The organism is Paenibacillus puldeungensis (assembly GCF_042678945.1).
In the GTDB taxonomy this organism is placed as follows: Bacteria; Bacillota; Bacilli; order Paenibacillales; family Paenibacillaceae; genus Fontibacillus; species Fontibacillus puldeungensis.
The window spans coordinates 216,046-229,027 of record NZ_JBHTLM010000003.1 but is presented as its reverse complement, the minus strand read 5'-3'; the positions used below and the strand labels follow the sequence as shown (position 1 = coordinate 229,027).

Below are 12,982 nucleotides of genomic sequence, written 5' to 3'. Positions count from 1 at the left end.
TCTTATGCATGATCAGCAAATCGAACGTATTCATTCCAAACTGAAAATGCTCAAACGAACGGACTCGGACTTCGAGCTGTTTGGCGCGAAGGCTCACGAGTATGATCTGGACCCGGTTTGGGCACCGGATGACATAACAAGGTTTGAAAAAAACTGGAACATTGTATTGCCGGAGGAGTATCGAGAATTTCTTCTGAAGGTTGGCAGCGGTGGAGCAGGACCCTACTACGGTTTAGAAAAGCCGGAGAATGGCGTTTATGGAGACTTGGATTACCGAACAGAGCTGAACGAAATATCCAAAGAGTTTCCATATACGGAAGAATGGAACCCGGATTATGATTGGGACGGTGAAAGCATGACCGAGGAGGAATGGGCGGAGCTGGAAAATGAATACTTTAGCCCGAAGCATTCAGCCGGTCTGCTTCGCATTAGCAACTTTGGCTGTGGGGTCTCTATGAATCTGGTGGTCAAGGGCCAGTGTTACGGTGAAATATGGGCTGACGACCGCGCTAACAGCGGCGGCATTTACCCGGATCACTATTTTGGCAACAAAGAACGGTTGACCTTTCTGAATTGGTATGAAACCTGGCTGGATCAATCTCTTGAAAAGATAAACACATAACAGGTCTAAGAGGTTGCTTTCAAGCGTTCGAAAAGGAAGGGAGACGTCTATGAATTGGGTAGAGGTCAGTAAGTCGAAAAATCTCGCAGTCGTTCGGGAAGCCATATCTGAGCTGGATGTGAATGAACGGGACGATCGCGGCAGAACGCCGCTTATGCTATTTTTGACCAACCGAATGCCTGTAGAGGCTATAGAATTGTTAATCCATCAAGGGGCGGATCTCGAGGCAGAGGACAAGCTGGGAGATACAGCGCTTAGGAAAGCGGTCAAGTTCAAGCAAAAAGAAGCGATGCTTATGCTGATCGAAGCAGGCGCTAAGCTTGACTCCCCCCACGGCATTCTGTCTACTGCCTGGAACTTGGCTCGGGGTAACAAAGAAATCGCGGATTTGTTGCTTGGAACAACCGGAGCAGTCCGACTCACGTTGACTGGCCAAGAACATGAAGTCGTTGATGGAATTTTATACGAGGAATCTATGAAGAAAATGTGCGAACAAATCCGTTGTCTGGATTCCCCGGTTTTGCTGCATGCCGTTGTGAACGAATATAACTGGGACGATGGCCCTGAACCGATGCTGCAGGCTTTTCGCAATCCCTCAATTCTGGATATTACATTGCATGATATGTACGATTTGTTGGACGGAAATTACTGGCTGCAGAAAGAAGCGACAGAGTTAGAGAACAGGTTGTATGGAGTGCACTGGCTGGAGCTTGCCTTAGGGATCAAAAAACGATTGGAGGGAGCAGATTATTGAACCAGGCAGTGGATGCTTTTCTGAATAAGGTATGGACGGAAATCACGACGATTTACACGAAAGAAAGTAAAAGGATTCGAGAATTTAATAAGCCTAGTAGATTGCAGGCAGGAGTCATGCAATACCTTCGAGTAGCGTGGAGAAAAGGGAAATACGCTTGGGCCGGTGGGAACATTCATATTGATGTCTTTGAACCCTTCTCCTGGAGTGATGACTCTTATAAAGTTGAAGCGGATACTTACATTACAGAGTTGACGGACGAACTGTTGACTGAGGAGCTCTTCCCTGCCTTGTGTGGGCGTATCGATAATCTGTTCCGCTCGGATGAGCTGGGCCCCCGTTTTTTTGACTACCGGTTTGAAGTTGTATTTGAATTTGAATGGGAGAAGTCGAAGTTAACCCTTAACCGTGAGCTGCTTAATGAACCCAAGTTGATCGGTCTCCAAAAGACACTGGAGGAGTTCATACAAGGTAAGATTCTCTCAGAGCCGCCTGTTCTGCCAGGGGAAGAGGATATGTTCTTTTTCGCCCAGCATTTGGTCAATCCCGACATGATGAAACAGGATGAAAATATCGTCGATCCGCTGATCCGCCGGCTTTCAGACAAGCTGCGTACGAACCCAAAGCGCAAGGACGAGTGGGTCGGACATTATACTCGGGCACTCGACTATTGGGCGCGGGATCACTTTTTGCCACAGTATTTTTACCAAGTAAGTGAATATAGTACGGAGTGGATTGCCCAAGAGAAGGCAGAAAATCCTTCTGTAGATGCGGATGAACTGAATTTCTTTATTTATACAGCACTGCAAATCGGTTTCACCGAACCAGACACCCGGCAAAAGTATTTGGAGCTTGCGGCCCAATTGGGCTCCCAGCGGGCGGCGGATTATTTAAGGACCGGCAGCGGGAAATTTGCGAGTACATACCGGGGAGAGCGAGTGGAGTGCAGAAATAACGACGTAACACAAACGATTGAGATCCGGATTCTCTCCGAAGAGGAGCTTGCTTACGGGGAAGCGCTGGATTATATCATCGGCCTTTTGAAGCAAGGTTTTCCCAAGGGATACATGCTCAAGCTGAAGAGCCGCCAAAAGCATTTCCTTCCTGTAAAAAAACTGGCGAAGTCCAATCTGCATCAGTTTTTTGCAGGTGCGGTCACTTATCCTAACCTCTATCCCAAGCTTGCGGAATATGCGAATACCGCTATGGAAGAGTTTGCTTGGTACGAGGATGTGGAGCCGGGTGAAAAATCGGTGATGCCGGGTACCTATGCCGTCATGGGGTTAGGTTTATATAGCGAATCCTATTTTCCGCTAGTCTGTCGGTATATGGAGCTGGTGGATACAGAACATCAAATGGTTCAAGACTATTATGCGGAGGCATTTATTGAAGCGCATGGCGTAAAGGCAGAGCACATGCCGGTCATTGTGAGCATTTTGCTGGGCGGAAATGAGGAGGGGAGGCTGGTAAAAAATTTTGCTATCGATCGACCTGAGCTTGCCGAGGCGCTTCATAAGGCGCTGAAAGGCAAAGAAATTCACGAACGCGAACTGGTGCTGTGCCGAATCTTCGGAAGCATGAAGAAATTGGTCGCTGCGGCTAAAAAAGCTGAGCCGCCACTAAAGGAAGGATTGGAGGAGCTGGTGGCGCTCCAAATGCTAACCTTTTTGAAGTAAAACATGTTGTTGTTCATCTATAAAAGGAGCCCGCGAATTCCGCGGGCTTTTGTCGTTACTTCGTCTGAACATTAGGCCTTCTGCAGCTGCTGTATCAATTCAGCTATAGCCTGATCCGTAAACTGAAGTCGTCCGTGATCCTTGACGATTCGGCCTTCCTTTTTACGCTGATCGAGCCAGCCGGTAATCCAGGAGGGGGCATAGCCGCCTTGACCGAATTCACCGCCAAAGGCAATCATTTTCGGATAGATATCTAAATAATGCTCTCGATCGGTATCGGGGTATGATTTCGTATAAAGCCAAAACTGCACATCGTACATCAAGTACGACTTTTCATCGGCATGGAAGGAGAAATGACCTTTTTCCTCAACAATCTCGGTGCAGATACGACGAATCTTTTGCTCAATCTGTTCCACTTCCGTCACTTTAGCGCACAGTTCTTCAAGTAAGGAAGAGAATTTTCCGTGGGCAACTTTGTGCAAATCTGTTGCTTTGTCCTCCTCGGAGGTGTCGTACTCCTCCTCGCTGACCAAACCTTTAATGAATTCCTCAAAATTTTCGGCCAGAAATGTAATCTCGTAATCATCCTCCTGGTCAACATGAATGACCTCAGGTTCACCATCACGTCCACATGTCCGGTAGTCCAGCATGACCACGTCATGGCCCGCCGAAGGACAATCACAAATGACCACGCCGATATCGGGATATCCCCAATCTTCGATCATAAACCGGCTGCCACTATCTCCACATAGCGAGTAACTTTTTTCTCGTCCAATCCCCAGGATGCTCGTAATGGCAATATGGTCTTCCGCCCACGAGGTCGGCTCTTCCGTAGGAAAGCAGGTGTTCCTAGGAATACCGCCATTCTGATGCTTCATTAACGTAATATAAGAGGCTGGCAGCTTATATCCCAGCTCTTCTTCTATGGAGGCGATCAATTCATCCGTTGGCGGTTCGGAAACATATTCTTGCCGGGCGTATTCGCTTTTCTCCCAAAAGTTTGTTAGTGACATGTCCGAAAATGGAACCGTATCTATGGAAGACCTGCTGGACTCTAAGGCCGTTTGTTTAGCTGCTAGTCGCTGCTTCTGCCTTTGCTGCTTCTTCAATTTTCGCCGACTCATTTGCAGGAAGTATTCCGTGTTCTCGTCCCCCGGTTCTAGCTTGTCCGAGGTGGCGAACGCCTGCACCGCTTCTTTATATCTTCTTAAATAATAGTAAGCATAACCAACCCGGAAATGCCAAATCGAATCTTGCTTTCCGGCTTCGGCGATTTTATCAAGTTGTGAGAGAGCTTCGTCATACAGATCCAAGTTATTATAGGCTCTACCCAAGCGGCTGATCATTTCATAGTCCCGTTCATCCTCGGGAACCGCAAGCAGCGTATTTACGATTTGCTGATGCTCGTCTTCTTCATGCCATTGGTTCAACTGATCAATTAGTTTCTGATCCATGGTATCCTCCAATCCATTGCTTTAATAATTAGCTCTTGCCATGTTACTCACCTAATTCTACAATCCAATTATCGCCAATTAATATATGCCAAATGGATTATAATTTTAAGAGAGTAGGGTGATCAAAAATGCGTTTGGACGCCTGTTTAGAAGAGGAACTGGAGCTGCTTAAACTAGAGAGTGAAAAGCTGGAAGAATGGATTGATTTTGCCATTTTTGCACCGGAGAAGCTAGAGAAAGCACAGGCTGGCTACAGCGTGGACCCGGCAGGCCGTTCACTCATCACCGGCGAAGAAGGAGATTGGCAGCCCGAGTGGATCGTGATCGGTTACACCAAGCTGATTGGTGACCCGATTATCATAGATACTAATGAAGAAGGTCAGCCTGTTTCTTACCTGATGCATGGCATGGGGGAGTGGGGGGCAGGGAGCTATATCGCCGGTTCGATTAAGCAATTGAGAGACGCCCTTGCAAAAGTGATGAAATTTATGAAAAGTCATCTTGAACATTCGAACTCGCCAATCACCCGTGCTGAATTAAATATTCTAGTTTCGGACATTGTGGGGGCAGATGAATACGCTGACTCCGACACATGGGAAATGCTGCTGGAACCGATTTACCAATTGGCCGAGGATCAAGAAGAGCGTGTTACCGAGCAAATCCGGGCCATGAGTGAACAAGGGCTACAGATCAAAGAAATCGCTGATCGACTTGAAATCCCACTGACCCAGGTATACGACTACTTGAAGAAAATCAAGACATCACAAATCTGACGGGGCCCTTAAGTCTACGCAAATTAACTTCAGACCATGTAGGCGTGTTCCAGCACCACCCATTGATTCACTTCGTCGTAGCCCTTTACCGTGGCTGTCAGCTTGTGTCTGGGATACATTTTTTCCGGCGGGGAAGTTTTACTTAACTCAGCGGTATCCGCCAATCCGACAGCCTGCTGTTTAAACAGGTTCACTAGTGTACCTTGCGGGAAAAAAGCTTCAATTTCACCTTCAATTTTCATACCGACGGGAAGAATGCTTTTGATTTTCTGCCACTTCTCCATGGTTGCTTGCAGGGAACGGGACCATAGCTCTTCAAACTGCGTTTTGGCTATGTTCTCATAATAAGGATCGTCAAGATCGATGGGGTGTTCGGCCAGCATAAAATGGTATTGCTCGTGCTTCTGGTTGGAGGTAACCCAGCTGCCGTCTTCCTCTACAACAATCTGTCTATAGGCGACTCCTTCAGCATCAACTTCGAAATACCAAGTGCCCATACCAGGCTCCGGACAAGCCATGAAATAATTCACTTACATCCACCTTCCATTGTCATTATATGGGCTTTGCCTTCTTTTACCATTATACCTGCGGGGCGTCTAATATCCCAGAATCATTTTAGGTTCTTTTCATTTCCAAAAAGTGTTACGATAATCCCAACAAGACGGATTGGCGGCGATTTCTATGATTGAGCATAAACTTGTCACTTTTGAAAAATCTATCGAATCATTCGTTTATGACGATCGATTTTCCGGCTGCGTTTTCATCACTAAAGGGGATCAGGTATTTTTTCAAGGATCATATGGATATGCAAGTAAAGCCTATAAAGTTCCCAATCAGATAGATACGCAATTTAATATTGGATCTGTCGGAAAAATGTTTACGGGTGTAGCCGTCGCCCAGTTGGTTGAGGAACGGAAAATAGATTTCGAAGATCCTATTGATAAATACATATCCGAGGAATGGCTGCCTCAAGACTTATGTAAACATATTCAGGTTCGACATCTTCTTTCTCACACTTCAGGATTGGACGATTATTTTGAGGCTTTATATGCGGAGCCCCACACCTCGATTTTTCGGGATATGGAAGATTATCGTCCGCTCCTCAGTCGTTTAAAATGCCAATTTTCGCCTGTCGCGAGCTGGGCATACTGCAGTGCCGGTTATGTCCTATTAGGTGTTTTGATCGAAAATGTCGTAGACATGAGCTATTTTGATTATGTCCAGAAGTATATTTTCGACCGTACGGAAATGGAGCATAGCAACTTCCTTGACGCGGATATCCCTGTGATAAACCGTGCAACGGGATATTACAAAGATGGCGAAACATACAGGAGTAATGCGGTTAAGCCGATCCAACGGGGGAATCCCTCCGGCGGGTGCTACTCAACGGTTATCGATCTTAATAAATTCGGGTCAGCCATACTTAATCATAGATTGCTGTCTCAGGAGTTGACCGAGCTTGTCATGTCACCTAAGCATGAACTGAGTTCCCCATTTTACGGGTATGGTTTTTTCATAGACGATGCCCTGAGAAAGATAGGACATGGCGGTGACGGTCGGGGGATTAGCGCGCAGTTTTCAATCTATCAGCAACAGGGCTATATCGTGTCGGTCCTTTCAAATTACGATCCTCCTGCGGCGGGGGAAGTGGCAAAGCTATTTGAGAAAAGTTTTTTGGTATGTCAACACACCTGATGGCCACAAATCGGTAATACTGGAACGAGCAATAGGCATATATTCCCATAGGATGCTAGGCCTAAGCTTAAATCGGATGGAGGGGTATATTTGCCTGACGAGTTTGTAGTCCGGTCACTAGACGAAGTTCGTTTTTGGTCACGAATCATGAAAGAACATTCTCTTTTTCTTCGATTAGGTTTTAGATGTGAGGATACTCAATTAATTAATGAAGCTCTTCAATTCCAGGGCCTATTTGAAGACATAGAAAGAAGAGCCCATGAATTCACTGTAAATACGGACCCTCAAACGATTAGGGAATTTAACTCAGAAGTACACAATGCCGCAACCCACATTTGGGCGTTTAAAAGAAAAGTCCTTGGCCTTATTCTGCAGTGCAAGCTCCCAGGAGCAACGAATTTCCCTTTACTCGTTGATCATGTTAGCCGGGAAGCGAATTATTTTAGAAATCGATTAGAGGAGCTTAATTCTGGAACGCTTGAGCCTCTGCATGACGCCATCATTGATGAGAATGTTTTCTTTCTAAAAATAATGGCTGACCATGCGAAGTTTATTGGTCATCTGCTTGATCCTTCGGAACGGAAGCTTGTCGAACAGGCAAGAGAATTTAGCCAAGATTTTGATACCCTTATGTTTCAGGCGATTGATTTAAGCTCGATGCGACCTCAATCTCAAACCATTCCGTTATTAAGTCAATTTGTAGATGAGAATCGGGTTTCCGTTGAGTCTCTGCGAGATTTCAAGAAAACAGCTCGTGATTTAATTGAAGCATGCCGGATAAAAAGCATCATTCACCCTTTACTGGCAGATCATGTTTTTCGGGAGGCTGAACGGTTTCTATTTATTCTGGATATGTTTGAACGATCGTTATCTGGCATCAAGGTAAATAAGAGGGAAATCCTGTTTTAAGATATTTGCCTATTATTTATTGACATTGCTTTTATGGAATTTTATACTACAGATGAAAAATGATTTTTAGTTTAAGGGCAATGCCTGCCATTATTTCGTTCATTTGTGAATGATGAGCACAACCCCGTTGTAATCAACTGGGGAGGTGCTCTTTTTTATTTTATATCATTAATTAACTGGAGGGAAAAAAGATGTTAAAAGAAGCTGTATATCATCGTCCCAAAAATAATTATGCCTATGCGTATGACACAAAGACATTACATTTAAGATTAAGATGCAAAAAGAATGATCTTTCAAAAGTGAACTTAATCTATGGCGATCCATATCGTTGGGCCGAGAACCATATGGTGTCTGACACCATTCCGATGAGAAAGCTAACCACGGATGAGCTATACGATTATTGGTTTATAGCAATTTCTCCAGAAAATAACCGGTTCGTTTATATGTTTGAGCTTCATGACGGAGAAGAAGTCGTTATTTACGGAGAGAAGGGCTTCACCCCTTCTTTAGATGATAACCGCTTCTTCCGCTTTCCTTATTTAAATGCTATTGATGTGTTTGACGCACCTGCATGGGTGAAGAACACGATATGGTATCAAATTTTCCCTGAAAGATTTGAGAATGGTAATCCGGCTCGCAAAACGAATGTGAACGGGGAGTGGGGGGATGTCCCAAAACCAGACAGCTTCTTCGGTGGAGACTTGGAAGGAATTATACAGCATCTAGATTATCTAACCGAGCTGGGTATTACGGGAATTTATCTGAATCCGATTTTCGAGTCCCCAACAAACCATAAATACGATACGACGGATTATTTGAGAATTGATCCGCAATTTGGTGATGTGAAGACCTTCAAGGCTCTAGTTAAAGAATGCCATGCACGTGGTATTCGCGTAATGCTGGACGCCGTGTTCAATCACTGCGGATATGGCTTTGCACCTTTTCAGGATGTGTTAAAGAACGGGGCTAAATCACGTTATGCCGATTGGTTCCACATCACGAGCTTTGGAGAAGAAGGAGAGCATCCATCTTACGAGACATTTGCTTTTGTACCTGAAATGCCAAAACTGAATACATCTAACTCGGAAGTAAAGAAATATCTCTTGAAAGTCGCTAAATATTGGATCGAAGAATGTGACATCGACGGCTGGCGGCTGGATGTAGCGAACGAGGTTGACCACAAGTTCTGGCGGCAGTTTAGAAATGCTGTTAGGGAGATAAAGGATGTTTATATTGTTGCCGAGATTTGGAACGATGCGATGCCATGGCTGCAAGGGGATCAGTTTGACGCAGTCATGAATTATCCGTTCACAGAGGCGGTCATCGATTTTGTCGCTAAGCGCAAGATCGGTGCGGAAAAATTCGCTAACGAAATCATTAACCATCTTCAGCTGTACCCTGATAACGTAAGTGAAGTACTTTTTAATTTACTCGGAAGCCATGATACAGCCCGAATATTAACCGAGTGTCAAGAAGACAAGGATAAATTAAAGCTTGCCTTTCTGCTGCTGATGACATATCCGGGAAGCCCGAGCATCTATTATGGGGATGAGATCGGATTAACAGGAGACGGCGACGATTTTGCCTATTACCGTAAATGTATGGAATGGGATCCGAAGAAGCAGGATCAGAATTTGCTTACCTTCATGAAACGGTTAATCCAGATTAGAAAGACATACAGTGCATTGACCGACAATGCCCGCTTCGGCTTAATTGAAGCCGACACCGATTCCGGACTGCTTGTCTTCACAAGAGGTGAAGGCCAGCAGAGAATCGTAGTCGCTCTTAATAACGGGGAGGCTTCCGTTAACGTTATACTGCCGAGCGATTTAGCAGAGCATCGAGTTGTGGATGTATGGAACGATCGGGAGCTAGGAGAAGGGGAGCCAGCCTTTAAGCTTGAGCCCAAGCAGTTTGCGATATACTCCGTGGAGGTTTAGATTAAGAAGAATAGTACGGAAACTAAATTGTGCCAGTTCATGTCTTTGATTTCTACGGGCGCAATAGAATATGTTAAAAATGCTTTTCATCATCAAACTGTGACTTTTGTTCACTTTGAGGAATCACCATTAGATCATGGCGCTTTTTGTGTCGTTGAAAACCCAGATTGTATCATAGCATACGCTGCATTTCCTCGTTACAGCCATGATGAGGCTTTGTTAAGCATTATTACAAAGGAACTGAATAAGCATTTAGTTCCGAGCGAAACAAGAGAGATTTGCTTTAACGTGTATGGAAAAAATAGGGAACTAGTTCGGTATGTTAGAGAACTTGGTTTTGTGTCAGATATGGAGGGGTATGAGCTTCAGTACGATTTCAGCAAGGAAAAGAAAATGCTGGAAACAGGTCCGCTTGTCGAAAAGGGATTTACCCCGGACATGTTAGACAATTTCATTGAATTATTTGAGAGAGCTTATTTTGACTTAAATAAAGATAATGGCTGGAGCACTGATTCATACCGACTAGAATCGAACCATTTCCTGAGTACTTTACAGAATTACGAAGTGGATGAGCGAGTAAGATCTTTTTGGATAGATGACAAATTGATTGGGGCTTATATCATAGAAGATCAGTATATTAGAGACTTTGTTATCCATCCTGAGTTCCAGAATAAAGGTTATGGAAGCCTGATATTGAAAAATTGTGTGGACCGAATGTCCAACCTATTAGGAATTACAAACATTCTATTACGTGTGGCGCAATCGAATAGTGGGGCAAAAAGGTTTTATGAAAGACACCATTTTGTCGAGCAGTCTCATTTTGCGGAGCATACATGGAACAGGAATGTACCTTATTTTTGATGATGTAAAAGAGTGGTAGGTCCGTGAAGTAGAACAGAAGAGGGAATGGGTATGGGGTGGAACCCCATACCCCATTCCCTCCCATACCTCCAATGTAGAAGTCAAAACCATCTCAAAGGACGCCATCAGGCGTTCTTTTATGTATTTCTTCATAATGATCGTTTGCTAATTATACTTATATTGGCTATAATACTGAATTAACGTTCAGTATTATTATGTATTGAGGTGAAGCGTATTGAATAAGAAGAAACAACAGAGCGAGCACACCAAGGAGAAGATAGCCGATGCATCCAGATTGCTGTTTATCAAGAAAGGCTACAATGCCACTTCAATTGGCGATATTGTAAAGGCAACGGGGTGCAGCGCCGGTAATATCTATTATCATTTTAAGAGCAAGGAAGGGCTGTTTCTATATTTAGTTGAGGAATGGGACAATGAATGGGAAGAGAAATGGCTCACCAAAGAGCCTCTATACTATACAACTATAGATAAATTGTACGGACTTGCTGAACATTTAGTGGTTGAGCAATTGAATCATCCGTTAGCCAAGGTCATTGATGAGTTTTTTAACAACTCGGAGAAAGTCTCGGATGTACAAAACCGAATCGAAGAAATGGTCAAGGGATATGTCGATTTTAATAAGCAGCTATTGCAAAGAGGGATCGATCAAGGTGAATTAAAAGACATGGATGTGACCGGAATCGCTATTATCTTGGATAGTCTGCTATACGGTTTAAGTCAACACACCTTTAGTATGAAAAGAGAGGATACGCTGGCGGCTTATCGATTGGCGGTGGATGTATTTTTACATGGTGTTGCCAAGTAGCCTCTTTTTTTTATTATTATCTAGAATGAACGTTCAGTATGTTTATACAAAATAGGAGGATTTAAGAGTGGCTATACTATTAAAAAAACGGGGAGCTTTACTAGTTTTGATGTTTAATATTTTCCTAGTGTTTACTGGGATTGGGCTGATCATACCGATCATGCCAAAGTACATGAACATTTTGGGCATTAACGGGAGTACAATCGGCTTATTGGTTGCCACCTTTTCTCTGACACAATTTCTTTTTTCGCCGTTAGCTGGTAGATGGTCTGACTCGTATGGAAGAAAGCGGATGATTCTTAGCGGTATGATTTTGTTTGCTATCTCTGAAGGGGTGTTCGGGTTGGCGAGTTCGCCGGTCTTGCTATTTGTTGCCAGGATGCTCGGGGGCATCAGTGCTGCAATGATTATGCCGGCTATTATGGCTTACACTGCAGATATCACGACGAACGATGAACGCGCAGCCGGAATGGGATTTGTTAACGCAGCCATTACAACGGGTTTTATTATCGGCCCGGGTATTGGCGGGTATATAGCGGAATTTGGTATACGAGTCCCTTTTTATAGCGCTGCAGTTGCTGGGATTGTCGCCGCATGCATCACAGCATTAGTTCTTAAAGAGTCCAAACCTGTAAAGGAAAAAACGGCTGGTTATTTGGCTGAGGAGAAACCACAAAGCAGTCTTCTTTCTCAGTTAAAATCCTCTTATCGAGAGCCCTATTTCTTAAGCTTAATCATTGTATTTGTCATGTCCTTCGGACTAGCTAATTTTGAAACTGTATTTGGATTGTTTGTCGATCATAAGTTTGGGTTTGATCCGCAAGATATCGCCTTTATCATTACATTTGGTTCCATATCAGGCGCTGTGATTCAAGCTACCGCTTTTAGCTGGATTTTGAAGCGTTTTGGTGAAAAACGTGTGATCTCGCTCTGCCTTCTTTTTGCGGGTGTGTTCATATTACTGACGCTGTTCACACATAAATTCTGGATGATTTTTGCAGTTACATTTATTGTTTTTCTGGCGATTGATATTTTACGCCCGGCGATTGGTACCCAAATGTCGATTCTGGCTAACGAACAACAAGGTTACGTTGCCGGCTTAAACTCAGCCTTTACTAGTCTCGGCAATATTGCAGGACCTATCGTAGCCGGATTTTTATTCGATCTCGATATCAACTACCCATATGTGCTCGCATGTATAGTCTTGCTCATCTGTTTCGTTTTCTCATTAAGAGTAAAGACACAGCGTGACGCTACAGTGAGCTTTGATTGAATCCATGAAAAGCCGTAGCATTCCACGTCAGTTCATGCTCTCATTCCTTTAGGGATGGGGGCATTTCTTTTTCGTAAAGTAAAAAAGTAATTCCTAATCATTTTGCTAAACACTGAAATGGAAGAGAGATAGAAACCGAACATTTATTCAATAAACAACCTATTCGGTGTTTGTAGCTTATACGAAAAATTACGTACTC

Annotated in this window: 12 protein-coding genes; 10 read left to right on the top strand and 2 right to left on the bottom strand. The window is 44.0% G+C overall.

Annotation, left to right across the window (positions count from 1 at the left end; genetic code table 11):
- Positions 1-4 precede the first annotated feature (4 nt).
- The 3 genes from ACFQ3W_RS06045 to ACFQ3W_RS06035 are packed head-to-tail and all read left to right on the top strand — an operon-like array spanning position 5 to position 3,052.
- Entirely contained in the window at positions 5-622 is a 618-nt protein-coding gene (locus tag ACFQ3W_RS06045; protein WP_379317662.1) for an SMI1/KNR4 family protein, read from the top strand.
- Positions 623-671: 49 nt separating this feature from the next.
- Positions 672-1,376 carry a DUF4274 domain-containing protein gene (locus ACFQ3W_RS06040; RefSeq protein WP_379317660.1) on the top strand — a complete coding sequence of 235 codons (705 nt, stop codon included), beginning with the start codon at positions 672-674 and terminating at the stop codon, positions 1,374-1,376.
- Positions 1,373-3,052, top strand: coding sequence for a DUF6138 family protein (locus ACFQ3W_RS06035; RefSeq protein WP_379317658.1), 1,680 nt, complete (start codon positions 1,373-1,375; stop codon positions 3,050-3,052). The genes ACFQ3W_RS06040 and ACFQ3W_RS06035 overlap by 4 nt, the downstream gene beginning before the upstream one ends.
- 71 nt (positions 3,053-3,123) lie before the next feature.
- Here ACFQ3W_RS06035 and ACFQ3W_RS06030 read toward each other — a convergent pair whose 3' ends face one another.
- Entirely contained in the window at positions 3,124-4,506 is a 1,383-nt protein-coding gene (locus ACFQ3W_RS06030) for an SMI1/KNR4 family protein (RefSeq protein ID WP_379317657.1), read from the bottom strand.
- 128 nt (positions 4,507-4,634) lie between these two features.
- Here ACFQ3W_RS06030 and ACFQ3W_RS06025 point away from each other — a divergent pair, with 128 nt between their 5' ends.
- A complete protein-coding gene (locus tag ACFQ3W_RS06025) occupies positions 4,635-5,279 on the top strand; it encodes a hypothetical protein (protein ID WP_379317655.1) in 645 nt (214 codons plus the stop codon).
- Between the two features lie 29 nt (positions 5,280-5,308).
- Here the strand turns inward: ACFQ3W_RS06025 and ACFQ3W_RS06020 are convergent, their stop codons facing one another.
- The gene (locus tag ACFQ3W_RS06020) at positions 5,309-5,809 is read right to left on the bottom strand and encodes a hypothetical protein (RefSeq protein ID WP_379317653.1); all 501 of its coding nucleotides are present in this window, start codon (positions 5,807-5,809) and stop codon (positions 5,309-5,311) included.
- Between the two features lie 151 nt (positions 5,810-5,960).
- On the opposite strand from ACFQ3W_RS06020, the gene ACFQ3W_RS06015 reads away from it, so the two are divergent.
- The 6 genes from ACFQ3W_RS06015 to ACFQ3W_RS05990 all read left to right on the top strand — a co-directional run bounded on the left by ACFQ3W_RS06015 (position 5,961) and on the right by ACFQ3W_RS05990 (position 12,783).
- A complete protein-coding gene (locus ACFQ3W_RS06015) occupies positions 5,961-6,974 on the top strand; it encodes a serine hydrolase domain-containing protein (RefSeq protein ID WP_379317651.1) in 1,014 nt (337 codons plus the stop codon).
- 90 nt (positions 6,975-7,064) lie between these two features.
- Positions 7,065-7,883 (top strand): DUF2935 domain-containing protein, encoded by an 819-nt coding sequence (locus tag ACFQ3W_RS06010; protein WP_379317649.1) that lies wholly within the window; start codon positions 7,065-7,067, stop codon positions 7,881-7,883.
- Between the two features lie 191 nt (positions 7,884-8,074).
- Positions 8,075-9,823, top strand: a complete 1,749-nt coding sequence (locus ACFQ3W_RS06005) for a glycoside hydrolase family 13 protein (protein ID WP_379317647.1) — start codon at positions 8,075-8,077, stop codon at positions 9,821-9,823.
- 39 nt (positions 9,824-9,862) lie between these two features.
- Positions 9,863-10,684: a GNAT family N-acetyltransferase gene (locus tag ACFQ3W_RS06000; protein ID WP_379317645.1), complete on the top strand. Its 822-nt coding sequence runs from the start codon at positions 9,863-9,865 to the stop codon at positions 10,682-10,684.
- Positions 10,685-10,919: 235 nt separating this feature from the next.
- Positions 10,920-11,510, top strand: coding sequence for a TetR/AcrR family transcriptional regulator (locus tag ACFQ3W_RS05995; RefSeq protein WP_379317643.1), 591 nt, complete (start codon positions 10,920-10,922; stop codon positions 11,508-11,510).
- Positions 11,511-11,577: 67 nt separating this feature from the next.
- On the top strand, positions 11,578-12,783 hold the full coding sequence (locus ACFQ3W_RS05990) for an MFS transporter (RefSeq protein ID WP_379317641.1): 1,206 nt from the start codon (positions 11,578-11,580) through the stop codon (positions 12,781-12,783).
- Positions 12,784-12,982: the final 199 nt, after the last annotated feature.

Coding starts and splice junctions, on each gene's coding strand:
- ACFQ3W_RS06030 (WP_379317657.1), bottom strand. CDS start 4,506: ATGGATCAGAAACTAATTGATCAGTTGAACCAATGGCATGAAGAAGAC.
- ACFQ3W_RS06045 (WP_379317662.1), top strand. CDS start 5: ATGCATGATCAGCAAATCGAACGTATTCATTCCAAACTGAAAATGCTC.
- ACFQ3W_RS06005 (WP_379317647.1), top strand. CDS start 8,075: ATGTTAAAAGAAGCTGTATATCATCGTCCCAAAAATAATTATGCCTAT.
- ACFQ3W_RS06015 (WP_379317651.1), top strand. CDS start 5,961: ATGATTGAGCATAAACTTGTCACTTTTGAAAAATCTATCGAATCATTC.
- ACFQ3W_RS06000 (WP_379317645.1), top strand. CDS start 9,863: ATGTCTTTGATTTCTACGGGCGCAATAGAATATGTTAAAAATGCTTTT.
- ACFQ3W_RS06040 (WP_379317660.1), top strand. CDS start 672: ATGAATTGGGTAGAGGTCAGTAAGTCGAAAAATCTCGCAGTCGTTCGG.
- ACFQ3W_RS06025 (WP_379317655.1), top strand. CDS start 4,635: ATGCGTTTGGACGCCTGTTTAGAAGAGGAACTGGAGCTGCTTAAACTA.